The following is a 26,066-nucleotide window of genomic DNA, read 5'->3' on the forward strand; positions in this document are numbered from 1 at the left end:
CGAGAACCGTTCCCGCGCTACACGCCCCCGGCTTTCCGGGGGCGTTTTTTTCTTCCATCGCGAGGAATAAAGATGACGAACAAGGATCAGTACAAGGTCGAGCAGGAACCCTTCTACCAGCAGCAGAAGAACGAAGTCACGCTGTACGAGGCCGCCTATCGCAACCGTCTGCCGGTGATGGTGAAAGGGCCAACCGGATGTGGTAAATCGCGCTTTGTCGAATACATGGCGTGGAAGCTCGGCAAGCCGCTGATCACCGTGGCCTGCAACGAGGATATGACCGCGTCCGATCTGGTCGGCCGATACCTGCTGGAAGCCAACGGCACCCGCTGGCTCGACGGCCCGCTCACCACCGCCGCGCGCATCGGCGCCATCTGCTACCTGGATGAGATCGTCGAGGCGCGCCAGGACACCACCGTGGTGATCCACCCGCTCACCGACCATCGCCGCACCCTGCCGCTCGACAAGAAGGGCGAGCTGATCCACGCGCATCCCGACTTCCAGCTGGTGATCTCCTACAACCCCGGCTACCAGACGTTGATGAAGGATCTCAAGCAGTCGACCAAGCAGCGCTTCACCGCGTTCGACTTCGACTACCCCAACGCCGCGCTGGAAGCGCAGATCGTGGCGAAGGAGACCGGCATGGACGAAGCGGCCGCCGCGAAGCTGGTGAAGATCGGTGGCGTGGCGCGCAACCTGAAAGGGCACGGCCTCGACGAGGGTATCTCGACGCGCCTGCTGGTGTATGCCGCGACCCTGATCAAGGACGGCGTGGCGCCAACGGACGCCTGCCGCATGGCGCTGGTGCGGCCGATCACCGACGACACCGACATCCGCGACACGCTCGATCACGCCATCGACGCGACGTTTGCAGCCTGAGCGGGGATCGAGCCAGAGGGAGATGACGTTTTTCTTCGCGTCCCTGCGCGCACTTCGCGGATAAACACATGACCGAAACCGCCTACCAGCATCCCCTCATGGCTGCCTACTGGAAGCAGCTCGACACCCGCTTTCCGCAGGTGGAGGAGGTCTTCGACGACGTCATGGCGGAAGCGCTGACGGTGCTGACGCGCGAAGGCATCGACGCCTGCCTCGAAGCCGGCCGTGTCATCGGCAAACTGGGGCGCGGCGTCGAGCCGATATTGGCGTTCCTGGAAGCGTGGCCGTCCACTGCCAGCGCCACGGGCGAATCGGCCTTGCCGGCGGTGATGGCGCTGATCCAGCGCTTGCAGAAGTCGCCCAACGGCCGCGCCATCACGCCTTTCCTGCAGACGCTGGCGTCGGTTGCCAAACGCCTGCAGTCGCAGGAACTGCTGCAGCACTACCTCGACATCGCGCTGGACCTCAAGACGCGCACCACCGGCTCCATCCACGGCCACCACACCACCTTTCCCAGCCCGGGCCTGCCAGAATTCTTCACCCAGGCGCCGCACCTGCTCAGCCAGCTCACGCTCGCCGGCCTGAAGAACTGGGTCGAATACGGCATCCGCAACTACCGCACGCATCCCGAGCGGCAGAAGGACTACTTCAGCCTGCAATCGGCCGACAGCCGCGCCGTGCTGCAGCGCGAGCGCCACGGCACCTTGCTGGTCGACGTCGAGCGCAGGCTCGATCTGTACCTGCGCGGCCTGTGGCGGGACGGCGACCACCTGGTGCCGTATTCCACCGCGTTCGACGAAATCCGCAAACCCATTCCCTACTACGACAAGCTCGGCATTCGCCTGCCCGACGTGTACGACGATGCCGGCGAGATCACGGGTCTCGATCGCTACCGTGCCGCGCTTGCCCACATCGTCGGCCACCGCCGCTGGTCCGAGGCGCAGGTTGCCGACAACTGGAGCCCGTTCCAGCGCATGGCGGTGGAGTTCTTCGAGGACTGCCGCGTCGAGACGCTCTTGATCCGCGAATACCCCGGCCTGCGCCGCCTGTTCCTCGCGCTGCATCCGCGGCCTTCAGAGACCGCCTGCGATCCCGAGACCACTTCCTGCCTGCGTCACCGCATGGCGATGCTGTCGCGCGCGCTGCTCGGCCCCGATCACGGCTACGTCGATGCCGACCTCAACGATTACGTTAAGCGTTTCCACGCGATCATGGATGACCGCGCATCCAGTACCAAGGACATCGCCGCGCTGGCGCTAAGTTATGTCGCAAAAACCCGCCGCCAGAGCGACCAGTTCGCCCGGGTTCACTTCGCCGACACTGTGGTCGACTACCGCGACGACAACCGCCAGCTGTGGAAATTCATCGAGGCGGGCGACGAAGAAGAGGCCTTCGACGAGAAGCGCAAGATCGAGCCGGGCGAGGAAATCCACGGCCTGCCGCCGCGCCATTACCCGGAATGGGATTACAGCAGCCAGACCTACCGTCCGGACTGGGCCAGCGTCTACGAGGCGCTGCATCCCGGCGGCGACCCGGCCGATATCGACCGCCTGCTCGCCAAGCACGGCGTGCTCGCCAAGCGGCTGAAGAAGATGCTCGACCTCCTGAAGCCGCAAGACAAGGTGCGTATCCGCTATCAGGAGGAAGGCAGCGAGCTCGACCTTGACGTCGCCATCCGTTCGCTGATCGATTTCAAGGGCGGTGCCATCCCCGACCCGCGCATCAACATGAGCCACCGCACCGACGGCCGCGACATCGCCGTGATGCTGCTGCTCGACCTGTCGGAATCGCTCAACGAGAAGGCGGCGGGCAGTGATCAGACCATCCTCGAACTCTCCCAGGAGGCGGTCTCGCTCTTGGCCTGGGCGATCGAGAAGCTGGGCGATTCGTTCGCCATCGCCGGCTTCCATTCCAATACCCGCCACGACGTGCGTTATCTGCACATCAAGGGCTATGGCGAGCACTTCAACGACGAGGTCAAGGCACGCTTGGCCGCGATGGAGGCGGGCTACTCCACCCGCATGGGCGCGGCGATGCGCCACGCCGCGCACACCCTCGGCGCGCGTCCGGCCGACAAGAAACTGATGCTCATCCTCACCGACGGCATGCCGTCCGACGTCGATGTCCACGACGAACGCCTGCTGATCGAAGACGCGCGGCAAGCGGTGAAGGAACTCGACCGGGACAATATTTTCACCTACTGCATCAGCCTCGACCCCAGGGCCGACGAATACGTCAGCGACATCTTCGGCCGTCAGGTCACCGTCATCGACCGCATCGAGCGCCTGCCGGAAAAGCTGCCAGAACTCTTTATGGCGTTAACGAAGTAGACGCCAAGTCGCGTAGCGACCGCCGCTACGACACGTCGCCCGTATTTTTCAGGGCACTGCGGGTGAGTGTCACGAAGAGGGGGCGTCCGGCACAGGCCAAGCTGGCCGAGAGCAGGCCATGCGCGCATGCTTTTTTGCCGCGGGCGAGGCCCGGATTGCCTCGCGGGGATATTTCGGTTAGAATCCTTTTGCGCAAAACAATATTGCGTGCTTGTTGTGCCGGTTCGCCTGTAGGCAGCGGCCGACACCATTAAAACCATAATTGCCCAGCGCCTTCCGCGCCTGTGATTTTTTCCATCCGCCATTCCCGGCGATGACGCCTTCTCAAGGAGGTGTCGCCCGCATGCCCGGCTATCCCTCGATACCCGGGTCCGGTCTTCCAACGAGCGCGCGACCCTCGCCGCCCCGACCTTGGAGATGACATTGTTCGACATGACTGAAGGTTTCCATCCGAATCCGCCTGCCCCTGCGCCGCACGGGCATCCACCCCTTGCCAGCGCAGCGGTGCTGGGCGCCGGTGCCTGGGGCACTGCCCTGGCCAGTGCGCTGCAGCGCGGCGGCGTGCCGACCTGGCTGTGGGCGCGGCGTCCGGAGGTCGCGGAAGCGATCCGCAGCCGCAACCATCATCCGCACTGCCTGGCCGGGATCGCCCTGCCGTCCGGACTCGGCGCCACCGCCGACATGGCGCACGCCCTGCACGGAGCGAAGCTGGCCATCCTCGCCGTGCCTTCGGCCGCCACGCGGGATATCGCCCGCCAGGCAGCGCGGATGATGGCTCCGGGCACGCTGGTGCTGACCGCCAGCAAGGGCATCGAACAGGGCAGCGGGGCGCTGATGACTCGGGTGCTGGACGAGGAACTGGACAAGTCCGTGATGACCGGGTCGATCAGCGGGCCGAGCTTTGCCGACGAAGTGGCATGCGGCAAGTCCACGCTGCTGACCCTTGCCATGCCGGCGCTGGAACGCTTTCATCCATGCTACAGGGACGCGCGCAGGCTCGTCGACAGCCTGCAGCAACAGCTTGCCTACGCAGGCGTGACGCTGGAACTGACCCGTGATGTCGTGGGGGCACAGGTGGGCGGCGCGTTGAAGAACATGATCGCCATCGCCTGCGGCATGGCCACCGCGCAGGGCATGGGCGAAAACGCGCGTGCCGGCATCATCACGCGCGGCCTCGATGACATGCGCCGCCTCACCCTGGCCATGGGCGGCAGCATGGAAACCCTGTTCGGCTGCAGCGGTGTCGGCGATCTGTTTCTCACCGCGGCGTCCGAGCATTCGCGCAATACCCGGCTGGGCATGCGGCTCGGGCGGCCGGGCACCGTGGCCGCAGTCGACGAACTCGCAGAAGGTGCGGTCAGCGCACTGTCGGTCGAGATCCTCGAGCGCAAGTACGGACAGCGCCTCAATGTGGCCGCCGCCGTACGCGACGTGCTACAGCACCAGGCCACACCGGAACAGGCGCTGCACCGCCTGTTGCACGAAAGCGCGCCGGGCATGGCAGCGTCCGCGGTGCGGCCGCCGCGGCCTGCCGCCGTGCGGCCCCGCATCGGCCACGACAGCGACGCGCATCCGGCAGCGCAGCCCTGGAGCCTGAGCTATGCGTAAGGCGGCCGGCAACACGCCGCAGACCATCCTCGCCACCGACCTCGACGGCACCTTTCTGGGCGGCAGCAGTGAAGAACGCGCCACGCTGTACGACTGGATCGCGCAGCGCCGCGACGAAATCGTGCTCATTTTTGTCAGCGGACGCGGCATCGATTTCATGCGCGGCCTGGCCAAGGAGCTGCCGGTGCAGCCCGACCACATGGTCGGCGATGTCGGCACCAGCGTCGCGTGCGGCCCGTGGTACTCGCCCCTGCCGCATCTCGAGCAGTGGCTGGACGCCTGCTGGCCGGCCGATGCATCGGACCGCATCGAGCAGGCCATGCAGCAGCACCCGGGGCTGAGCGAGCAGCCCATCGTCGGTGGCCGGCGCCGGTCCTACTACTTCAAGGACCCTGCCCATGCGCTGGCTGCGCGACAAGACCTCCAGCAACTGGGTTTCGACGCCCTGATCTCGGACAACCTGTATTTCGACGTGCTGCCGCGCGGCGTGCAGAAAGGCCCCACCCTGCTGCGCATCCTGCAGGCGCTCGACCTGCCCGCGCACCGCACCCTGGTCGCCGGCGACACGCTCAACGACCTGTCCATGTTCGACACCGGTCTGGCCGGCGTCGCCGTGGGCAACCGCGAAGCCGCGCTCGACGCGGCCATCCGGCAACACTGCAACGTGTACCGCAGCCCGCATCCGGGCGCGGCCGGCGTGCTCGACGCGCTGCAACGTTTTCACCGAACGGAGGACTCCCATGGCTTCATCACTGGTCATCGTCTATCACCGGCAGCCTTATGAGGAACATGTCGTCGACGGCAAAACCGTTCTAAGGGAAAACGCCAGCCCCAACGGCATCGTGCCCGCGCTCAAAGGCTTCATCGGACAGACCGAGCGCGCCAGCTGGGTTGCCTGGAAAAAGGCGCCTGCCGGCAAGCCGCTCAAATTCGAACGCCGCATCACCGTGGAAGACAGCTACGGCAGCTACGAAGTGGTGCGGCTGCCGCTTACCAGCGAGCAGATCGGCCAGTTCTACCACGTCACCTCGAAAGAGGCGCTGTGGCCTATCCTCAACAGCTTCCCCTCGCTGTATTCCACCGAAAACTGCGACTGGGCCACCTTTCGCGAAGTCAACCGCCTGTTCGCCGAAGCGGCCTGCGAAGAAGCCGCGCCCGGCGCCGTGGTGTGGGTGCACGACTACAACCTGTGGCTGGTGCCGAAATTCGTTCGCGAAATGCGGCCCGACGTGCGCATCGCCTTCTTCCACCACACGCCGTTCCCGCCGGCGGATGTCTTCAACATCCTTCCGTGGCGCGACGAAATCATCGACAGCCTGCTGGCCTGCGACGTGGTGGGCTTCCACATCCCGCGCTATGCGCGCAATTTCGTCGCCACCGTGCAGTCATTGCGTCCGGTCGACGACGTGGTCGAGCGCGAGGTGCCCGACGAACTGCGCGCCACCGGCACCGCGCTGTCCGAGCCCGTCACCCCGGTGTCGATCAAGTGCGGGGGACGCCAGATCCAGATCGACGCCTTCCCCATCGGCACCCACGCCCAGATGATCCGCAGCACCGTGCAGCAGGCCGACAAGGTAGCGCAGGTCGCGCAGATCCGACGCGACATCCCACAGGAAAAGATCATCGTCTCGATCGGCCGCGTCGACTACGCCAAGGGCACGCGTGAGATGCTGCTGGCCTATGAGCGCCTGCTGCAGCGGCGCCCAGAACTGCACGGTAAGGTCAAGCTGCTGGTCACCGCGGTGGCGGCGGCCGACGGCATGCGCGCCTACAAGAAAGCGCAGCAGTCCATCGAGCAACTGGTGGGACGCATCAACGGCCACATCGGCACCCTGTCCTGGCAACCGATTCTCTTGTCGACCACGCCGATGCCGTTCGCCGACACGCTGTGCCACTACCGCGCTGCCGACATCTGCTGGATTACTCCGCTGCGCGATGGATTGAATCTCGTTGCCAAGGAATTCATCGCTGCCCACGTCAACGAAAGCGGCGTGCTGGTGCTGTCTGAATTCGCCGGTGCCGCGGTCGAGCTGCAGGACGCCGTGTTGGTCAACCCCTACAGCCTCACCCAGATGGACGCGGCCATCGACCGCGCGCTCGACATGCCGCGCGAGGAGCAGCGCGCACGTATGCAGCGCATGGATGCGCTGATCGACCGCTACGACATCGACCACTGGACCCACCACGTGCTGGAGGTTTTCGCGCAGCTGCGCGCGCAGCCCGTCGAAAACCGGCAAGCGGCCTGACGCTTTGCCGCCAGGGTACCGACCCCATTCGTTTTTTCCGATTTGCAGCCATGCCTGCGCCCGCCGGACGACCGGCGGGCCGGCACCGGCATGACCTATGAGGACATCCCATGACCCTGCGCAACCAGGTCCAGCTGATCGCCTACCCCGACCGGATGGGCGCCAACCTGGCCGAGCTGTACGACATCGTCGACACGCATTTTTCGCAAGCCATCGGCGGTATCCACATCCTGCCGCCGTACCCGTCGAACGCCGACGGTGGCTTCTCACCGCTGACCCACAAGGAAATCGATCCGAAATACGGTAGCTGGGCCGACGTCGAAAGAATTGCGGCGCGTTTCGATCTCTGCCTCGATATTACCCTCAACCACATTTCGGATGAATCCGAGGAGTTCAAGGATTTCATCGCTCGCGGCTACGATTCCGAATACGCCGACCTCTTCGTGCACGTCGACCAGCTCGGCCCGATTTCGCCTGACGATCTGGCGCGCATCCACATCCGCAAGGAAAAGGAGCCCTTCCGCGAGGTGATCTTCGCCGACGGCAGCGGCGGCCGCGTCTGGTGCACCTTCACCGAGCACCAGATCGACCTCAACTACAATTCGCCCAAGACTTATGCGCTGATGGAGGACACCATCAGGTTCCTCACCGCGCGCGGCGTCAGGCTGTTCCGCCTGGACGCCTTCGGCTACACCACCAAGAAGATCGGCACCAGCTGTTTCCTCGTCGAGCCGGACGTCTACGACATCCTCAAGTGGATCGACGGCGTCGCCCGCGAGCACGGCGCGGAGACGCTGCCCGAGGTGCACGACCACGCCAGCTTCCAGTACGCCATCGCGCTGCACGGCATGCGTCCCTATGGCTTCGCGCTGGCGCCGCTGCTGCTGTATTCGCTGTTCGATGCAAATAGCGTGTATCTCAAGCAGTGGCTGCGCATGTGCCCGCGCAACCAGATCACCGTGCTCGATACCCACGACGGCATCTGCATCCCCGACGTCGAGGGCGTGCTGCCGAAGGACAAGATCCAGGCGGTGATAGACAACGTCAGCCAGCGTTCGGCCGACCCCATCCTGCGTCGCTCCGCCGCCAACGTGCACAGTGTCGGCGCGATCTACCAGCTCACCTGCACCTATTACGATGCGCTGAAGCGCAACGACGATGCCTACATCGCCGCGCGTGCGATCCAGTTCTTCGCACCCGGCATTCCGCAGGTCTACTATGTCGGCCTGCTCGCCGGCAGCAACGACCTTGAACTGATGGAGGCCACCGGCGAGCTGCGCGACATCAACCGCCACCGCTACAGCGCGGACGAGGTCGCCGAGGCGGTGAAGCAGGCATTGGTCAAACGTCTGCTCAAGCTGATGGAATTCCGCAGCAGTTATCCTGCGTTCGACGGCGTGTTCCACCTGATGTATTCGAACGAAAGCAGCGTTGCCATGTGCTGGCGCCACGGCGAACTGCGCTGCGAACTCTTCGTCGACCTCAACTTCAAGAAGGCGACGATCAGCTATGTGGACGTGAAGTCCAGGCGCTGGCTGAGCATGCGCTGCTGACCCGCCCGTGCTGCACGATGCACGATGGGCGTGCTAGGTTGATACGTCCAGGAGCGTGAAAGGAACACGTCCATGACGCCTTATTCGCTGGATGGATCCGTGCAATACACCCTGCTGGCGGTGGTGCTTGCCGTGGTCGCCTACATCCGCAACATTCCGTACAAGGAATTGAAGGACAGACTCACCGCCCCGCCCGCCGACGGCACGACGCTCAGCGCAGCTAAGTGCTGCACGATCAAGGCCCAGCTCCTGGTGCTGGACCTGATGCAGATCGTCCTGGCGGCGACGGGCGTGCTGCTGGTCGGACGCTTTCAGCTGGGAGACACGTACGACGCCTATATCCTGTTCACGCTATGGATGCTCGCATTCGCCTTGTTCCTCATGCACGTCCTGGTGAATGGCCGCAACATCGTCAAAACCCTGTTCAAATGAATCGAGCGTGAAGCGGGTGCCCCGGGTTTTGCTGGCCGTCCTGCCGCACGCCCTGGCCTGAACCTGCCGGTTTCATCTCCCTCGCCGCATAATCCGGTATTCCGTCCAATACCGGTTCGTCCCATGCGCCGCCTGTTCCTGCCCCTGTTCCTGCTCGCCGCCCTGCTTTCCGCTTGTGCGGTCCCGCCCCCGGCCCCGACCATCCCGCCGCCGGCCCCGCTGCCCAAGCCGCCGCTCAAGATCGCGCTGGCGCTGGGCGGCGGCGCGGCGCGAGGCTTTGCCCACATCGGCGTGATCAAGGCGCTGGAGGCCCAGGGCATCGTGCCGGACATGGTGGTGGGCACCAGCGCGGGTTCGGTGGTGGGGGCACTCTACGCCTCGGGCATGAGCGGCTTCGAGCTGCAGAACCTGGCGCTGACGATGCAGGAGAACATGCTGGCGGACTGGACCCTGCCCAACCGCGGCGTGCTGAAGGGCGAAGCGCTGCAGGCGTTCATCAACCAGAAGGTGAAGAACCTGCCCATCCAGAAGATGCCCAAACCCCTGGGCGTGGTGGCCACCGATCTGCAAAGCGGCGAAAAAATGCTGTTTCGCCGCGGCGACACCGGCATGGCGGTGCGTGCCTCCAGCGCCGTGCCGGGGATGTTCCAGCCGGTCGAGATCGGTGGCCGAGATTACGTCGATGGTGGCCTCACCTCGCCGGTGCCGGCCCTGGTCGCGCGCAGCATGGGGGCCGACTTCGTCATCGCGGTGGACATTTCCAACGTCAGCCGCCGCGACAGGCTCAGCGGCACCCTCGATGTGCTGCTGCAGACCTTCGCCATCATGGGTCATGCCATAAGCAGTCACGAGCTGGAGGATGCGGACGTCGTGATCCGGCCGAAGACAGGCGCGGTGAGCAGCACCGATTTCGAAGACCGGCACCTCGCCATCCTGGAAGGCGAAAAGGCTGCCGCCGCGGTCATGCCGAAACTGAAGGCCCGGCTCGCCAGAGCGCGGGCGCGCTGACGGCAAGCACAGGCGGAACCCCGTCCCGCCGCGTGAACGGCTTCACGCGGCTGAAGCGGCGGCCTCGCGGTAGGTGTTCCTGCCGTCACGCTTTGCCGCGTACAGCGCTGCGTCAGCTTGCTTCAACAGCTCATCCAGCGTTTCGCCGTCGGTGCAGCACAGGGCGATCCCCACCGAAGCCCCGATGCGTGCGCTACCTCCTGTGGCAAGCGGGATGGGCTGGCGCAGGCTGTCCACCACACGGCCGGCGACCTCGCGCGCAGCCTTCGCATCGTCGACCTGGCCCAGCACGATGACGAACTCGTCGCCGCCGAGGCGCACGATCACATCCGACTCGCGGAGCAACTGTTTCATCCGTTCCGCCGCCACCCGCAGCACCGTATCGCCGGCTGCATGCCCATAGCGGTCGTTGACTGCCTTGAATTCGTCCAGATCGACCGCCAGCACGGCCATCTGTTTTCCCGAGCGCCTGGCGCCGGCGATCATGAACCTTTCGTTTTCGTTGAGAAAGCGCCGGTTGGCCAGGCCTGTCAGCGGATCGCGCAGACTGAGCTGGCGGATCGTCTGCTCGGCCTCGATCCCCGCCCCGATCAGGCGAATGCTCTTGCGGTACAGCCCGATGAGCGCCAGTCCCATCCACAGCCCGGCCACGGTCAGCAGCGCCAACGACACGTTCTGGTCGCGAACGCGCGTCGTTTCACGTGTTTCCAGCTGCGCCAGCTCTTCCCGGCCGGTCTCGATCAGAATGCGGTGGATCTGCTCGATGGCGGATTTGTCGAATCCCGCAAGCTCCAGTTCCGGCGGCGTGACACTGCCGTCCGCCTGCGCGCGCTGCTGGAGCGCGCCGAATCCGGCTTCCAGTGCCGATTGCAGTCCCGGCAGCGGCGCCAGGCGGGCAGCCAGGGCGCCGTCCGTGCTGACCAGGGCGATCAACTGCTCGGCACTGGGGCACGACGATTGGCGGCATATCAGGGCGGAATCAAGATCGGCGGGATTGCGCGACTCGGCGTACTTGCGAACCGCAGTATCCAGGTTGAGCAGGTAGGTACGCAGCGAATCGATGTACGCGATGACCTGCCGCGTGTGATCCACCGAGCGAACGGCCTCTTCCGAGCGCTGGTGCTGGTAGAAGATCATGGCGAACAGGAGCGTGATGATGAACGCGAAAATCAGCGCGCCCGTGCGGAGCACCCGCCTGAATCCAGCAAAGACGGACCCGTCGGCCGGGGCGGGCGCCGATGCTGTATCCGCATTCATTGCGCGCGCGGCGCCAGCCATCAAGGTTTGCCTGAGCTGTCGTACAAATAGGCGGGGATTGAATCTTTTTGCCATAGGTGTGGCTGTCATGGCAGACGAAAAATGCGGTCGATGGCTGAATACTAACGGCTTTTGCGGCCAAAGCCGCGATGCGAATGGATGGAGCGATCCGACTCGATTTGCGCGGCAGGCTCGGGAGAGAAAAAACAGCCGTGCGGATTCGCGGGCATGGCGCCGCTCGGGGCGGCGCCATGCCCGGCGTTTGCTGCATTACTTTTTCTTGGCGGCTTTCTTTCCGGCAACGGCAGCCTTGAAGCCGGCGCCCGCCGTGAAGCGCGGCACGGTTGTCGCCGCGATCTTGATTTCATTGCCGGTCTGCGGGTTGCGGCCGGTGCGGGCGGCGCGCTTGCTGGACTTGAAGGAGCCGAAGCCGACGAGCGTCACGGAGTCGCCCTTGGCGACGGCTTTGACGACGGCGTCGAGGATGGCGTCGAGCGCTCTGCCCGCGGCGGCCTTGCTGATGTCGGCTTCAGAGGCAGCCACGTCGATCAATTCGGATTTGTTCATGTATGTCCTTTTAAGTTTGGTGTGAAAACGAGGTGTCGCAAGCGTTCAAACTGCGCCGACCCTTACGCAGGCAGGGCTGCCGATCGGAACGCCGCATTGATTATCGGCTTACCGGCGCAAATATTGAAGCCCCGAGTCTTCCATGTTTTTTATGTATGGAGGTCGAACCTCTCGATGCGCGCGGCTGCCGCCACCCTGCCCGGGTCGGCCGCAGCGACCGGGACGGCAGTTCCTGTTGCCGAAGACAAGGGTGGGAATCACGGTTATCCCTGGTTCGGGTTTGCCTGCGGAGGCTCCTTGGCATCGATGGGACGCCCCTGGGAGAGGTAATGGCAGACGCGCCAGATGTGGTGGCCCGTGCGTTCCATCCAGCGGTAGGCATCTGTCTTGCGCAGGGCCGTCGCGGGGCTGGCGCCGGGGGAGGCCATATCCTGCAGCAGATCGTGCCGGACCTGGCGTGACAGGGCGGCCAGGGTCACTGCATCGAGTTCCAGTTGTTCCAGGCCAGGGGCAAGGTTTTTCTCGGCCAGGCCCTGGCGCGCCAACGCCAGCATTTCCCGGCTGTTCTCGATTGCCCAGGCGTAGTCCGGATCGGAAAAATCGATTCCGGCCTGGGCCAGATCGTGCAGGCGGCCATGAAAGCGCAACAAATGGTCGATGGCATGAAGCTGGGCAATGCGCTGGGCGCCGAGGCGCGCGTCGTCGGCAGGCAGCTCGATGCGGCTGACGAAATCATAGCTGCGGTCCAGGGCCTGGCCGGCCTCCGTCAGGTCGCCGTTCCGGCTTGCCGACGCGCCTGGCGACAGCAGATCACTGTAGAAATCGAGCAGCTGCTGGGCCACCTGCTCCAGTGCCCGCTGCGATGCCTCGAGTGCGACGGCAGGGATGGCGAGCAGGCTCTGATCCAGTCGCTCGGTCATGCTGTCGCCGCGGTCGGGCAGGATGCGTTCGACGATCTGACCGAAGCGTGAGGTGAAGGGCAGGAACAGGAGAGCCCCGGCGGCAATGAACAGGGTGTGAAAGGCGGCCAGGCTGGTGGCGCCCGGTTGCAGGCCGAGGTATTTTCCGGCGAGGTCGATCAGGAACAGGAAGACCGGCAGCAGGACGATGGCGATCAGGCCTGCCACCGAGTTGAACAGGATGTAGGCCAGGGCCGTGCGCCTGGCGTAAATGGTGCCGCCGATGGCTGCCAGGGCGCCGGTGAGGGTGGTGCCGATGGATGCACCGACCACCAGCGCAGACGCCTGTTCGAAATTGATGGTCGCGGTGTGCAGCGCCGTAAGGGTGGTGGCAATGGCGGCGGAAGACGATTGAAGAATCGCCGTCATGGCCAGGCCGATCAGCATGGCCACTATGCGCGCCGAATATCCCCCGTCGGGAAGATTGGCAAGACTGGCTATGGCAGAGAGCCCGCGCATGCCCTCCTGCAGGGTATTCAGGCCGAGAAACATCAGGCCGAATCCGGCCAGGGACATGCCCAGCGCGGCCCCGCGCGCCGGGGCCAGCAATTTCAGCATGGCGCCGATGCCGATCAGCGGCAGGGTGTAGAAGCCCAGATTCACTTTCAGGCCCAGTTCGGCAACGATCCAGCCCGTGGCGGTATTGCCCAGACTGGCACCGATGACGACGCCGATCGCCTGGGAAAAAGTAATCAGGCCCGCACTGACAAATCCGATCAGGGTGACAGTCGTGGCGGTCGACGATTGAACCAGGGCGGTGACGAGCGTGCCGGACACAAAGGCTTTGGAGGGGGTGCCCGTGAAACGGACCAGGGCCCGCCCCACGGTGCCGCCGGCAAAGGCCACGAGCCCGTCGGACAGCAGCATCATGCCAACCAGAAACAATCCGATGCCACCGGCAAACGGAAAAAAGATATCCAGCATGTAAGGGTAGATATGCGCTTTATGACCTCGATGAATTTAGCATAGGTGTCATGTGCGCTTGCTCGATGAGCGATCTTGAGGGCGGACTTGAAAACAGGGGTAGAGGGCTGTGCGCATTTTGGCGCTGCCTGGCCTGGCCGAACAGGTGGCGCGCTGCCCGGTCAGCCCGGACTTCCGCTCCCGTTCCGTCTCGACCCAATGCCGTCGCTGTTCAACGCTTCCTGTTGTCTGCTGCCTGGGATGCCGTCTCCTTCCGCCCGAGCAGATAATCAAGAAACGCCCGCGCCACCACCGATAGCTGCCGCCCGGCCGGATAGACCGCGTACCAGTGGCGCAGGATGGGAAAGCCCTCGACGTCGAGCACGGCGAACTGGCCGGGCTGGTTGAGAGTGAGGGTGTGGCGGGAGAGGGCAGATAGGCCGAGGCCGGCGAGGATGGCCTGCTTGATGGCTTCGTTGCTGCCCAGCTCCAGGCGGGGATGGATGTTGAGGCCGTGTCCGCTGAAGGTGCGCTCGATGGCGTTGCGGGTGCCGGAGCCTTTTTCGCGCATCAGCCAGGGTTCCCGGGCGATGCGTTCGAGCGGAATCTTCTTCATCCGTGCCAGCGGGTGGTCGGGCGCGGCCAGCACGACGATGGGGTTGTCCATGATGGGGGTGGCGACGACGTCGATGTCTTCCGGCGGCTGGCCGAGGAAATACAGGTCGTCCAGGTTGTCGGCGATGCTGGCGAGCACCTGCTCCTTGTTGGTGACGCGCAGGCTGACGTCGATGCCGGGGTACAGCTTGACGAATTCGCCCAGCAGGCGCGGCGCGAAATAGGAGGCGGTGGTGATCGCCATCAGGCTCAGCTTGCCTTGTTTGAGGCCCTGCCGCTCGGCCACCGACATGGTGTAGTGATCCATGATGTCGAAGACTTCGCGGGTGGCCTGCGCCAGTTGCTGGCCGTCGGCGGTGAGGCGGATTTTTTTGCCGACTTGCTCGATCAGCGGAACCCCCACCGTTTCGGCCAGCTTTTTCATCTGCATGGAGACGGTGGGCTGGGTGAGGAACAGTTCTTCGGAGGCGCGAGTGAAGCTGCCCAGACGGGCGATGGCTTCGAAGATTTCGAGCTGGCGGAAGGTGGTGTGCTGGCGCATTTTGGGTGAAGAGTGAAGAGTGAAGAGTGAAGGGTGAAGAGTGAAGNGTGAAGAGTGAAGAGTGAAGAGTGAAGAGTGAAGAGTGAAGAGTGAAGAGTGAAGAGTGAAGAGTGTTTGTTGCTACTCTTTACCCTTGAGCGCCAAAGGCGCGCTCCCTTTACCTCCTTAAGCTATGAACATAGATATAAGTCTATTCTATAAATAGAAAAAATCGACTGTTATTGATGATTCATCTCCTGCATGATGCATTCCATCGTGCATGACCACTTCTGGCATGGCGCGTAAACCTAACCTTTGCTAGGAGTAATCATGGCTGTTAAAACTTATAACGCTGGCGTGAAAGAGTACCGTCAGACGTACTGGACCCCGGAATACACCCCGCTGGACACCGACCTGCTGGCCTGCTTCAAGATCACCCCGCAGCCGGGTGTGGATCGCGAAGAGGTCGCCGCTGCCGTGGCCGCCGAATCGTCGACCGGTACCTGGACCACGGTGTGGACCGACCTGTTGACCGACCTTGACTACTACAAGGGCCGCGCCTACCGCATCGAAGACGTGCCTGGCGACGACACCTGCTTCTACGCATTTGTCGCCTATCCGATCGATCTGTTCGAAGAAGGCTCCGTCGTCAACGTGCTGACCTCGCTGGTCGGCAACGTGTTCGGCTTCAAGGCGCTGCGCGCACTGCGTCTGGAAGACGTGCGCTTCCCGATCGCCTACGTCAAGACCTGCGGCGGCCCGCCCCAGGGCATTCAGGTCGAGCGTGACATTTTTAACAAGTATGGCCGTCCGTTGCTGGGCTGCACCATCAAGCCGAAGCTGGGCCTGTCGGCCAAGAACTACGGCCGCGCTGTGTATGAGTGCCTGCGCGGTGGTCTGGATCTGACCAAGGACGACGAAAACGTCAACAGCCAGCCTTTCATGCGTTGGCGCAACCGCTTCGAATTCGTGGTCGAAGCCTGCCAAAAAGCTGAGCGTGAGACCGGTGAGCGCAAGGGCCACTACCTGAACGTGACCGCGCCGACGCCGGAAGAGATGTACAAGCGTGCGGAGTTCGCCAAAGAGCTGGGCGCGCCGATCATCATGCACGACTACCTGGCTGGCGGTCTGACCGCTAATACGGGCCTGGCCAACTGGTGTCGCGACAACGGCATGCTGCTGCACATTCACCGCGCCATGCACGCCGTGCTCGACCGCAACCCGCACCACGGTATCCACTTCCGCGTGCTGACCAAGGTGCTGCGTCTGTCGGGTGGCGACCACCTGCACTCCGGCACCGTGGTGGGCAAGCTGGAAGGCGACCGTGAAGCGACGCTGGGCTGGATCGACACCATGCGTGACGAATTCATCAAGGAAGACCGTTCGCGCGGCCTCTTCTTCGATCAGGACTGGGGTTCGATGCCTGGCGTGTTCCCGGTTGCTTCCGGCGGCATTCACGTGTGGCACATGCCTGCGCTGGTTAGCATCTTCGGCGACGATGCCTGTCTGCAGTTCGGTGGCGGTACGCTCGGCCACCCCTGGGGCAACGCCGCTGGCGCCGCCGCCAACCGCGTCGCGCTGGAAGCCTGCGTGCAGGCACGTAACGAAGGCCGCGAGATCGAGAAGGAAGGCAAGGACATCCTGAGCACGGCCGCCGCACACAGCCCCGAATTGAAGATTGCCATGGAAACGTGGAAAGAGATCAAGTTCGAGTTCGACACTGTCGACAAACTGGACGTCGCCCACAAGTAAGCAGGATACGGAGATCGGGATTCGGGGAAAAACGCGGCGTAGTCGCCCCCCTTGATCCCCGGTTTCTGGCCCTGGCCCTCTATCTGAAAGGAAATTAAATGTCTGAAGTAATGGATTACAAAAGCCGCGTGAGCGATCCCGCCAGCCGCAAATTCGAGACCTTCTCCTATCTGCCCGCGATGACCAAGGACCAGATCAAGAAGCAGGTTGAATTCCTGGTGAAAAAAGGCTGGAACCCGGCTATCGAACATACCGAACCCACTCACCTGCAGGATTCCTATTGGTATATGTGGAAACTGCCGATGTTCGGCGAAACTGATGTGGCGCGGATCCTGAGCGAAGCTGAAGCGTGTCACAAGGCCAATCCGGACAACCACGTCCGGCTGATCGGTTACAACAACTTCAACCAGTCGCAAGGCGCTTCCATGGTGATTTTCCGCGGCAAGACGGTTTAAGTCGCGACGGGTGACCGTACCAGCCCCCGTCGCCCGCAGGGCGCGGGGGCTTTTTGTTGGTTTTGTTTATCCGCGAAGGACGCGAAGAAGCGCGAAGAAAACCCATCGGGTCGCTGGACGCAACCCGATGATTTCCCGGTTGCTTCAAGTGGCATGCGTGTTCTGAAGCTCTTTCTTCGCGCTTCTTCGCGTTCTTCGCGGATGAATAAATTAAGGAATCCAAATGAGCAACATCGTCGATCAGTACCGCATCACCACAGAACCCTACTACCGTCCCGTCGCCGACGAGGTGGAGCTGTATGAAGCCGCCTATTCGGTGCGCATGCCGATGATGTTGAAGGGCCCGACCGGCTGCGGCAAGACGCGCTTCGTCGAGTACATGGCACACAAGCTCGGCAAGCCCTTGATCACCGTCGCGTGCAACGAGGACATGACCGCCTCCGACCTGGTCGGCCGCTTTCTCCTGTCCGCGTCTGGCACCGAGTGGCAGGACGGTCCCCTCGCGATCGCCGCCCGCCACGGCGCGATCTGCTATCTCGACGAAGTGGTCGAGGCGCGCCAGGACACCACCGTGGTGATCCACCCGCTGACCGACAACCGCCGCGTGCTGCCGCTGGAGAAGAAGGGCGAGCTGGTGCACGCCCACCCCGATTTCCAGATTGTGATTTCCTACAACCCCGGCTACCAGAGCCTGATGAAGGATCTCAAGCAGTCGACCAAGCAGCGTTTCGGCGGCCTCGATTTCACCTATCCGGCGCACGACATCGAGACCGAGATCGTCACGCACGAATCGGGCGTCAATGCCGACATCGCCGGCAAGCTGGTGTCGATCGCCGAGCGTAGCCGCAACCTCAAGGGCCACGGCCTCGACGAGGGCCTGTCGACCCGCATGCTGATCTACGCCGGCTCGCTGATCGCCAAGGGCGTGAATCCGCAGGCCGCCTGCCGCGTCGCACTGGTGCGCCCGATCACCGACGATCCGGATATGCGCGACGCGCTGGACGCGGCGGTATCGACGTTCTTCTAAAACCTTTTGTCCGCGAAGAACGCGAAGGGTCGCGAAGAAAGCCTTTCAAGAATTCACTTCGCGTTTCTCCGCGGATAAAAAATGAGTCGTGCGCAATTTGCGTGCACAACCCATTCTGCTTTTGAGGACAAGCCGCCATGTCGATCAAACTCGAAGACTACGCTGAACTGCTGGAAGACTTGTCGCCACACAGCCGGGATGCCCTCGAGGCCAACTGGCACGAAGCGACCAAGGTGTTCTCGCCGCGCGGGCTCGACAACTACCTGAAGGGGGTGTCGGCCATCCGTGGGCTGGGGCGTGGTGACGATCTGGTGGAAACCTGGATCACGCAGGCGCCGCATGTGGCCAAGGAAGTGGGCGAGGACGTGGTGGCCGACCTGGCGACCGCCTCGCTGATGCTGGCCTCGAAGACCTCGGGCGCGGTGATCGAGCTGCTGCTCGCCAGCGCGCCGACCGCCGCCAGCCGGCTGGGCGATGCCGGGCTGTTCCTCAAGTACCTGCAGTTCATCAATACGCTGATCGCGCAGGCGCCGCGCGGCGTTCGGCCGATGCTCGACAAGTTGGAAATACTGTTCCAGCATCTGACCCTGGGCGGCCTGCGGCGCTGGGCGCTGTGGGGTGCGCACGCGCACCGCACCAACTACGAGGAGCAGATCAAGTACTTCAGTCTCGAATCGAAAGAGTCGCTGGCGATGCTGCAGAAGGAGCGCAAGGGCACCCTGCTGGTCGACGTGCAGCGCCGCATCAACATGTATCTGCGTGCGCTGTGGGCACGCGATTTCTTCATGCGCCCGACCTCGGGCGACTTCGAGGTGCGTGAAGGCTATCGCCCCTATATCGAAGACTACCTGCTGCATCTGCCGGACGCCTACGACGACTGGGTGGTGGAAGGGCAGGAGGCGGTGTCCGGGCTGGAACTGTATCGCGCCGCCGCCGCGCACTGCGCCGCGCACATCGTCGAGACGCGCGTGCCGATTTCCGCCGAGGCGCTGAATCCAATGCAGATGGCGGTGATTTCGGTCATCGAGGACGCGCGCGTGGAAACCCTGGCGATCCGTCGTTTCCCCGGCCTGAAGCAGCTGTGGTGCAAGCTGCACGCCGCCACGCCGGAGATGGACGACAGCGTGGGCGACTATCTCAACCGGCTGGCGCGCGCGCTGCTGGATGAGCGCTACCAGGACAGCGATCCGTGGATCGCCGAGGGCCGCGCGCTGTTTACCGCCGCTGCCCAGGATGCTGAAGCCGGCAAGCTCGACGACAACTACACCTCATGGGAAATCGGCGTGCAGCTGGCGCACAGCCTGACCGCGAAGAAAATCGCCTTCAACCTGCGCACCGATGTACTGAGTGCGCCGTATCGCGACGACAACCGCTACTTCTGGGAATTCGAGGAATTCGATTTCGACAAGGCGGCCGGTGCTGGCTACGAGTCCGTCAAGCAGGTGCGCAAGTACGTCAGCGTGATGGAGATGGTCAACGAAATCGACACCGAAACGGCGGGTGACGACGCCGGGGAAATCTGGGTGCTGGGTACCGAGCTGTTCCCCTACGAGAACATCGGCGCCGAGAGCAACGGCAGATCCTACAACGAAACGGAAGGCAGGGAGCCGGTGTCCGACCCCTTCCATTATTCGGAATGGGACTACCAGATCCAGCTCGAGCGCCCGGCCTGGGCGACGGTGCAGGAGAAGCGCGCGAAGTCGGGTGACCTGCAGGTGATCGACGACATCACCGCCAGGTACAAGCGCGAGATCCACCGCATGAAATTCCTGCTCGACGCGATGCAGCCGCAAGGCGTGCAGCGCATCCGCAAGCTGGAGGACGGCGACGAGATCGACATCAACGCGGCGATCGCCAGCTTCACCGACATCCGGCTCGGCAATCAGCCTGATCCCCGCATCATGATGCGTTCGGTCAGGAAGACGCGCGACTTCTCGATCCTGGTGCTGCTGGATCTCTCCGAGTCGACCAACGAGACGGTGCAGGACCAGGAATACTCGGTGCTCGACCTGACGCGCCAGGCCTGTGTGCTGCTGGCGGATGCCATCAACAAGGTGGGCGATCCGTTCGCGATCCACGGCTTCTGCTCGGATGGCCGCCACTACGTCGAGTACACCCGCTTCAAGGATTTCGACCAGCACTGGGACGAAACGCCGAAGGCCAGGCTCGCCGGCATGACCGGGCAGCTCTCGACCCGCATGGGCGCGGCGATCCGCCACGCCGGCCACCACCTCAAATTGCAGCGCTCGGCGAAGAAGCTCCTGATCGTCATCACCGACGGCGAGCCGGCCGACATCGACGTGCGCGATCCGCAGTATCTGCGCTACGACACCAAGAAGGCGGTGGAAGAAGTCGCCAAGCACGGCGTCACCACCTACTGCATGAGCCTCGACCCGCGCGCCGACAACTACGTGAGCCGTATCTTCGGGCAAAAGAATTTCATGGTGGTCGATCATGTGCAACGGCTGCCGGAAAAACTGCCGATGCTCTACGCCGGCCTGACGCGCTAAAGGTTGATCGGCAGTTTCAGCGCAGGCTAACTTGCTTCAGCAAGTTAAGCAGTGAAGCGGCGGCCGGAGCTAAAAGCTCCCGCTGCTTTATGCGGGCCTGACAAGGTGACGGGCGCCTTCGGCGCGGATTAGCGCAGGTGGCGCCGAGCTGCGGAGTGGCCCCGTTCGAATGCCGGAGTGCGCCGCCGAAGCCAGCGGAGGGCCCTGCTGTCCGGTCTTATTGTGTCTTCGGGCTGGCGGCGGGGGTCGTCAGCCATCCGGGCAGTTCGCGCGATCCCGCGTGTTCGAGGATGTACTGGTGAATCAGCCTGCGCACCACTTGCGAGGAGGTGAGGTCCTGCTGCGAGCAGATTTCCTCGAAGAGTTGTTTCTTTCTCGGATCGATCAGGAACGTCATTCTGGCGGTGCGGTTTTCCATGGAGCCTAGTATGTGCATGGGATGTGCGTGCAATGATAACTGGATTATCATTTTGATACCATGTAACATGGTGTTGGTTTGAAGAATCAAGCGCCCGCCACCCCTTATCCGAGAGCCATACCCGCGCTCCTGCCCCCCCGGCAGGCTGGCTTATCGCGGGCGGGTGTCGCCGTACGCACTTCCGAAGGCGACCGATGAGCAGGCAGGCGCAGTCCGCACGCCGTCCGCTGCTCGAACTGCCGGGCAGCGTCTCGGGCGAACCCGTCAAGGTACGCGTGCTTGAACCGGAGCAGGGCGATCCTGTATGGCTCTATGAACAGATCCTGAACGGCCGCTATTCCAGGCCTTTCATCATCGACGACGGCGAGACGCGGCAACTGCTGTTCGGTCTGGACTTCATCCAGAGTTCCATGCGCCTCGACGATCCCTTCGCCCTCGATTTTGCCTACACCCGCAAAATGATGGCTTTCCTGTTGTTCGCGCCCGACCCGGGGCATGTGCTGATGATCGGATTGGGGGGCGGTTCGCTGGCCAAGTTCTGCCATCGCCATCTGTCGCGCACCCGCCTGACCGTGGTCGAGGTCGATCCCGATGTCATCGCCCTGCGCGGCGAGTTCGACGTCCCCGACGATGCACGCCTGGCGATCGTCCAGGCCGACGCCGCCGATTATCTGCCCGCGGCCGAAGGCGACACCGACGTCCTGCTGCTGGATGGTTTCGACGCCAAGGGCATCGCCCCGGCCTTTCTCGATCGTGGTTTCTACCGGGCAGCGCGCCGCCGGCTCAGGGCGGGCGGTGTGCTCGTCGCCAACTTCGCCGGGCCGAGGAAGCACTGGTCGAGGCACCTGGCCTTGCTGGGCGAGACCTTCGCGGGACGCGTGCAGTTGGGAACTGTTCCTGGCGGCGACAATCATATAGCCGTTGCTTTTGCCGATGCCGGCTGTTCCCTCGACTGGGGGCAGCTGGAGGAACGGGCGGGAACACTCGCCGATCGGTTTCCGCTCGATTTTTCAGCTATCGTACGCAGCCTGCGGGAGGGGGCTGAATTGCGTTGGGTGAAGACTTCCCGCCCTTAAAGTCTTGCCTTTCCTAGTAACCCGGTGACCCAGCCATGCAGAAAATCCATCAATATCTGAAAGAGCGGGGCGAACAGCTCGATTCCGAGATCGCCGCCGCAACGCGAATCCCGTTGGCGGACTTGCGCCTTCATCTGACGGAAATGTCGAAAAGAGGGGACATCATCGTGTGCCACTCGACGCGATTCATCAAGGGCAAGAAAACCGAAGGGATGCTGTGCCGGGTCTCGGGCTATATCCCGACCGCCAGCCCCGGCAGGAAACCCAAAGCCAAGGCATCCTAGGCGGTGTTGCGGATGCCCGGGCATCCGCCCGGCGGACGCGGCGGGGTTCGAGCCGCCTAAGCCCCCGGGTTTTCCCGATCCTGGCTGACTGCCGCAAGAATCCCCTGCAACAGGGCGATCGGGGTGGGCGGACAGCCCGGCACTTCAACGTCGACCGGGATGACATTGGAAACCCTGCCGCACGAGGCGTAGCTCTCGCCGAACAGGCCGCCGCTGCAGCCGCAGTCGCCGACCGCGATTACCCACTTGGGCTCCGGGATGGCGTCGTGGGTGCGTTTGAGCGCCGTTTCGAGGTTGCGCGAGACCGGGCCGGTGACCAGCAGCACGTCGGCATGGCGCGGACTGGCCACGAACTTCACCCCCATGCCTTCGATGTTGTAGTGCGGTCCGTTGAGCGCGTGGATTTCCAGTTCGCAGCCGTTGCAGGAACCGGCGTCGAGGTGGCGGATCGCCACCGACTGGCCGAATACCTTGAGGATGTCCGCGTGCAGCGCCTGCTCGTGCGTGCGCAGCGCGGGGTCGGCCTGGGGCGCCGGTTCGGAGACGATGCCGGTCTTGAAGATTTTCTGCAGGATGAGATGGGTAGCCATGTCAGCAATCCTTGGCGCGTGTTGTAGGAGTGGCGCCCCGCCGCGATTGCGTCGTGCGGATGTCCGGGGAGTATCGCGCGCTCACAGATCCGGCCCGCTGTAGGAGAGGTTGAACGATTTGTTGATGAGCGGGAAGTCGGGAACGATGTTGCCGAGTACGCCCACCTCCACCAGCGGCCAGTTCTGCCATGAGGGATCGTGCGGGTGCACGCGGTCGAGCCTGCCGTCGGCGCCGATGCGCACCGCCACCACGACTTCGCCGCGCCAGCTTTCCACCCAGCCGATCCCTTCGCACACGTTTTGAATGGCGGCGAGCGGCGCATGCAGGTCGCCCGCCGGCAGACATTCGAGAAGCGCGCGCACCAGCCGCAGCGATTCGTGAATTTCGGCAAAGCGCACCTCGGCGCGCGCCAGCACGTCGCCGCTGCGCTGGGTGGCCATGCTGACGTCGAGCTGGTCGTAGGGCGCCAGCGGGAACTGGGCGCGGGCATCCCAGGCCTGCGCGCTGGCGCGGCCGGCCAGGCCGGTCAGCCCCAGCCTGGCCGCCAGTTCGGGCTTCACGATGCCAGTGTTGCTGAAGCGATCCTGCAGCGTGGCATGCTCGTCGTAGATGGTCTTGAGTGAACGCACTTCCGCCTCGATGCGGTCGGCTTCCGCCGCGAGTTCTGCGCGGCCGCTGTCGGTGATGTCGACCGCCACCCCGCCCGGTACGATGCGGTCGTACAGGTAGCGGTGGCCGAACAGTTTCGCGCTGAGCCGCAGCCAGTCTTCCTTCAGCCGCCAGAACTGCATGAAGCCGAAGGAGAGCGCGACGTCGTTGCCGAGGTAGCCGAGGTCGCCCAGGTGGTTGGCGATGCGCTCGATTTCCAGGAACAGCGCGCGCAGCCACACGGCGCGGTCGGGCACGGTGCTGGCGGTGGCCATTTCCACCGCCATGCAGTAGGCCCAGGCGTAGGCGCTGTGGGTGTCGCCGGACACCCGTCCGGCGAGCTTGGCGCCGGTATCGATGTCCATGCCCTCGAAGCGCTTTTCGGTGCCCTTGTGGGTGTAGCCCATCCGCTCTTCCAGCCTGAGGATGCGCTCGCCGATGACGGAGAAGCGGAAGTGTCCCGGTTCGATGGTGCCGGCGTGGATCGGACCGACCGCGATCTCGTGCACGCCTTCGCCTTCGACGCGGATGAAGGGATAGGCGTCGGTATCGCGGGTGGCTGGCAGGCCGGGATCGAAATCCTTGCGCAGCGGGAAGGCGGTCGCCGCCCAGGCGCCGTGGCGCAGCCATTTGCGGTCGTCCACCGCGTCGCTGGCATGGATGCCGAGCAGGTCGAAGGTCGCGCGCTGCATGCGATCGGCCTGCGGGAAGATGTGGGCGAGGTCGGGATAGGCCAGCGCATCGGCCGCCAGGGCGCAGCTCACCCAGGCGAGTCCGGAACTGGTGAGCAGGACGACATGAATGCCGAAGCCGCCGCCCAGCGCGCGGTCGTCCGAACCCCACAGGGCGACGAGCTGTCCCCCTTCTTCCTTGACCGCGCGTGCCAGCGCAAGCAGCTGGCCGGTTTCCATCCGGCCGCGCCAGATGTGTTTGCCTAGCGGATCGAGGTGCCAGTCGTGTTCGCCGATCTTCATTTCAGCCTCCCAGGAGTTGCGCAGCCTGCCGGTACCAGTCAGCCAGGTAGGGCGGAATGAACAGGCCCAGCATCAGCACCAGGCCCAGATGCAGGAACACCGGCGCCAGCGCGGGCTGGTAGGGCAGCTTCGGCAGTTCGGTCTCGCCGAATACCATCGGCTGCACCTTGCCGAAGATTGAGGCGAAGGCCACCCCCAGCGCCAGCAGCAGGAAGGGCGTGGCCCAGGGGTGTTCGTGCATGGCGGTGGTGATGATGAGGAATTCGCTGGCGAACACGCCGAACGGCGGCACGCCGAGAATGGCGACGGTGCCCAGCATCAAGCCCCAGCCGATGGTGGGATTGGTGCGGATCAGGCCGCGGATGCCGTCCATCAACTGGGTGCCGGCCTTCTGTGTGGCGTGGCCGACGGCGAAGAAAATGGCGGACTTGGTGAGCGAGTGCATGGTCATGTGCAAGAGCGCGGCGAAGTTCGCCACCGCGCCGCCCATGCCGAAGGCGAAGGTGATGAGGCCCATGTGCTCGATCGACGAGTAGGCGAACATGCGCTTGACGTCGGTCTGGCGCTTGATCAGGAAGGCAGCCAGCACCACCGAGAGGAGGCCGAAGCCCATCATCAGGTTGCCCGCCAGGTCGGTGCCGAGCGCACCGTCGACCAGCACCTTGGAGCGCATCACCGCGTACAGCGCGACGTTGAGCAAGAGGCCGGAGAGCACGGCGGACACCGGGGTCGGGCCTTCGGCGTGGGCGTCCGGCAGCCAGCTGTGCAGCGGTGCCAGGCCGACCTTGGTGCCGTAACCGACCAGCAGGAAGACGAAGGCGAGCGACAGCACCGTCGGCTCCAGCTGTGCCTTGACGCCGTTGAGGTGCGTCCACAACAGCGCGGTGCCGCCCGAGCCGAGCACCTTCTCCGCCGCGAAGTAGAGCAGGATGGTGCCGAACAGCGCCAGCGCGATGCCGACGCCGCACAGGATGAAATACTTCCAGGCCGCTTCCAGCGAGGCCGGGGTGCGATACAGCGACACCAGCAGCACGGTGGCGAGCGTCGCCGCCTCCATCGCCACCCACAGGATACCCATGTTGTTGGTAGTCAGCGCCAGCAGCATGGCGCCGATGAAGATCTGGTAGCTCGCGTGATACAGGCGCAGCCGCTGGTCGTTGAGCTTGCCGTGCTCCGCCTCGATCCGCATGTAGGGGCGTGAGAACAGCGCGGTGGTGAAGGCGACGAAGGCGGTCAACGCGACCAGGAAGACGTTGAACGAGTCGATGAAGAACCAGCCGGCGCCCACCATCATCGGGCCTTGCTCGATGATGCGATGGGTCAGCAGCGCGGCCGCCAGCAGCGTGGCCAGGCTGAACAGCGCATTGATTTCCGGTGCGTGCCTGCGGCAGCCCCACAGCGCAAGGAAGATGCCGCCGGTCAGCGGAATGCCGAGTAGCCAGTAGATTTCCACG

General features: G+C 63.9%; 22 protein-coding genes. 14 read left to right on the forward strand and 8 right to left on the reverse strand.

The window, feature by feature from the left end:
- Positions 1–72 precede the first annotated feature (72 nt).
- The 8 genes from B059_RS0111165 (at position 73) to B059_RS0111200 (ending at position 10,056) form a co-directional block, all read left to right on the forward strand.
- A complete protein-coding gene (locus B059_RS0111165; RefSeq protein WP_018078339.1) occupies positions 73–879 on the forward strand; it encodes a CbbQ/NirQ/NorQ/GpvN family protein in 807 nt (268 codons plus the stop codon).
- Between the two features lie 68 nt (positions 880–947).
- Entirely contained in the window at positions 948–3,209 is a 2,262-nt protein-coding gene (locus B059_RS0111170; protein WP_018078340.1) for a nitric oxide reductase activation protein NorD, read from the forward strand.
- Positions 3,210–3,641: 432 nt separating this feature from the next.
- The gene (locus B059_RS18965) at positions 3,642–4,817 is read left to right on the forward strand and encodes an NAD(P)H-dependent glycerol-3-phosphate dehydrogenase (protein WP_157273681.1); all 1,176 of its coding nucleotides are present in this window, start codon (positions 3,642–3,644) and stop codon (positions 4,815–4,817) included.
- Positions 4,810–5,601 carry an HAD family hydrolase gene (locus tag B059_RS0111180; protein WP_018078342.1) on the forward strand — a complete coding sequence of 264 codons (792 nt, stop codon included), beginning with the start codon at positions 4,810–4,812 and terminating at the stop codon, positions 5,599–5,601. The genes B059_RS18965 and B059_RS0111180 overlap by 8 nt, the downstream gene beginning before the upstream one ends.
- Positions 5,558–7,063, forward strand: coding sequence for a glucosylglycerol-phosphate synthase (ggpS, locus tag B059_RS0111185; protein ID WP_018078343.1), 1,506 nt, complete (start codon positions 5,558–5,560; stop codon positions 7,061–7,063). The genes B059_RS0111180 and ggpS overlap by 44 nt, the downstream gene beginning before the upstream one ends.
- 110 nt (positions 7,064–7,173) lie before the next feature.
- On the forward strand, positions 7,174–8,616 hold the full coding sequence (gtfA, locus tag B059_RS0111190) for a sucrose phosphorylase (protein ID WP_018078344.1): 1,443 nt from the start codon (positions 7,174–7,176) through the stop codon (positions 8,614–8,616).
- Between the two features lie 72 nt (positions 8,617–8,688).
- Positions 8,689–9,048, forward strand: coding sequence for a hypothetical protein (locus tag B059_RS0111195; protein ID WP_018078345.1), 360 nt, complete (start codon positions 8,689–8,691; stop codon positions 9,046–9,048).
- Positions 9,049–9,171: 123 nt separating this feature from the next.
- The gene (locus B059_RS0111200) at positions 9,172–10,056 is read left to right on the forward strand and encodes a patatin-like phospholipase family protein (protein WP_018078346.1); all 885 of its coding nucleotides are present in this window, start codon (positions 9,172–9,174) and stop codon (positions 10,054–10,056) included.
- A gap of 42 nt (positions 10,057–10,098) precedes the next feature.
- On the opposite strand, the gene B059_RS0111205 is transcribed toward B059_RS0111200, so the two are convergent.
- From B059_RS0111205 to B059_RS0111220, 4 genes are all read right to left on the reverse strand, one after another.
- Positions 10,099–11,247: a GGDEF domain-containing protein gene (locus tag B059_RS0111205; RefSeq protein WP_245538785.1), complete on the reverse strand. Its 1,149-nt coding sequence runs from the start codon at positions 11,245–11,247 to the stop codon at positions 10,099–10,101.
- 336 nt (positions 11,248–11,583) lie between these two features.
- Positions 11,584–11,880, reverse strand: coding sequence for an HU family DNA-binding protein (locus tag B059_RS0111210; RefSeq protein ID WP_018078348.1), 297 nt, complete (start codon positions 11,878–11,880; stop codon positions 11,584–11,586).
- Between the two features lie 263 nt (positions 11,881–12,143).
- A complete protein-coding gene (locus tag B059_RS0111215) occupies positions 12,144–13,763 on the reverse strand; it encodes a Na/Pi cotransporter family protein (RefSeq protein WP_018078349.1) in 1,620 nt (539 codons plus the stop codon).
- Between the two features lie 211 nt (positions 13,764–13,974).
- Positions 13,975–14,898 (reverse strand): LysR family transcriptional regulator, encoded by a 924-nt coding sequence (locus B059_RS0111220; RefSeq protein ID WP_018078350.1) that lies wholly within the window; start codon positions 14,896–14,898, stop codon positions 13,975–13,977.
- Between the two features lie 309 nt (positions 14,899–15,207).
- Between B059_RS0111220 and B059_RS0111225 the strand changes: the two genes are divergently transcribed.
- From B059_RS0111225 to B059_RS0111240, 4 genes are all read left to right on the forward strand, one after another.
- Positions 15,208–16,629 carry a form I ribulose bisphosphate carboxylase large subunit gene (locus tag B059_RS0111225; RefSeq protein ID WP_018078351.1) on the forward strand — a complete coding sequence of 474 codons (1,422 nt, stop codon included), beginning with the start codon at positions 15,208–15,210 and terminating at the stop codon, positions 16,627–16,629.
- 98 nt (positions 16,630–16,727) lie between these two features.
- Positions 16,728–17,084 carry a ribulose bisphosphate carboxylase small subunit gene (locus B059_RS0111230; protein WP_018078352.1) on the forward strand — a complete coding sequence of 119 codons (357 nt, stop codon included), beginning with the start codon at positions 16,728–16,730 and terminating at the stop codon, positions 17,082–17,084.
- 223 nt (positions 17,085–17,307) lie between these two features.
- Positions 17,308–18,111, forward strand: a complete 804-nt coding sequence (locus B059_RS0111235) for a CbbQ/NirQ/NorQ/GpvN family protein (RefSeq protein ID WP_018078353.1) — start codon at positions 17,308–17,310, stop codon at positions 18,109–18,111.
- Between the two features lie 137 nt (positions 18,112–18,248).
- Positions 18,249–20,621 (forward strand): nitric oxide reductase activation protein NorD, encoded by a 2,373-nt coding sequence (locus tag B059_RS0111240; protein ID WP_018078354.1) that lies wholly within the window; start codon positions 18,249–18,251, stop codon positions 20,619–20,621.
- 217 nt (positions 20,622–20,838) lie between these two features.
- Here the strand turns inward: B059_RS0111240 and B059_RS0111245 are convergent, their stop codons facing one another.
- A complete protein-coding gene (locus B059_RS0111245; RefSeq protein WP_018078355.1) occupies positions 20,839–21,039 on the reverse strand; it encodes a hypothetical protein in 201 nt (66 codons plus the stop codon).
- 194 nt (positions 21,040–21,233) lie between these two features.
- Here B059_RS0111245 and B059_RS0111250 point away from each other — a divergent pair, with 194 nt between their 5' ends.
- Positions 21,234–22,115, forward strand: coding sequence for a spermine/spermidine synthase domain-containing protein (locus tag B059_RS0111250; protein ID WP_018078356.1), 882 nt, complete (start codon positions 21,234–21,236; stop codon positions 22,113–22,115).
- 35 nt (positions 22,116–22,150) lie between these two features.
- Positions 22,151–22,399, forward strand: coding sequence for a hypothetical protein (locus tag B059_RS0111255; protein WP_018078357.1), 249 nt, complete (start codon positions 22,151–22,153; stop codon positions 22,397–22,399).
- Between the two features lie 56 nt (positions 22,400–22,455).
- Here the strand turns inward: B059_RS0111255 and B059_RS0111260 are convergent, their stop codons facing one another.
- The 3 genes from B059_RS0111260 to B059_RS0111270 all read right to left on the reverse strand — a co-directional run bounded on the left by B059_RS0111260 (position 22,456) and on the right by B059_RS0111270 (position 26,065).
- Complete coding sequence (locus tag B059_RS0111260) at positions 22,456–22,989, reverse strand: NADH-quinone oxidoreductase subunit B family protein (RefSeq protein ID WP_018078358.1); 534 nt, start codon at positions 22,987–22,989, stop codon at positions 22,456–22,458.
- 81 nt (positions 22,990–23,070) lie between these two features.
- Positions 23,071–24,612, reverse strand: a complete 1,542-nt coding sequence (locus B059_RS0111265; protein WP_018078359.1) for a hydrogenase large subunit — start codon at positions 24,610–24,612, stop codon at positions 23,071–23,073.
- A 1-nt stretch (position 24,613) separates the two neighbouring features.
- Positions 24,614–26,065 (reverse strand): hydrogenase 4 subunit F, encoded by a 1,452-nt coding sequence (locus tag B059_RS0111270; protein WP_018078360.1) that lies wholly within the window; start codon positions 26,063–26,065, stop codon positions 24,614–24,616.
- Position 26,066: the final 1 nt, after the last annotated feature.

This window comes from Thiobacillus denitrificans DSM 12475 (assembly GCF_000376425.1).
GTDB classification, from domain to species: Bacteria; Pseudomonadota; Gammaproteobacteria; order Burkholderiales; family Thiobacillaceae; genus Thiobacillus; species Thiobacillus denitrificans.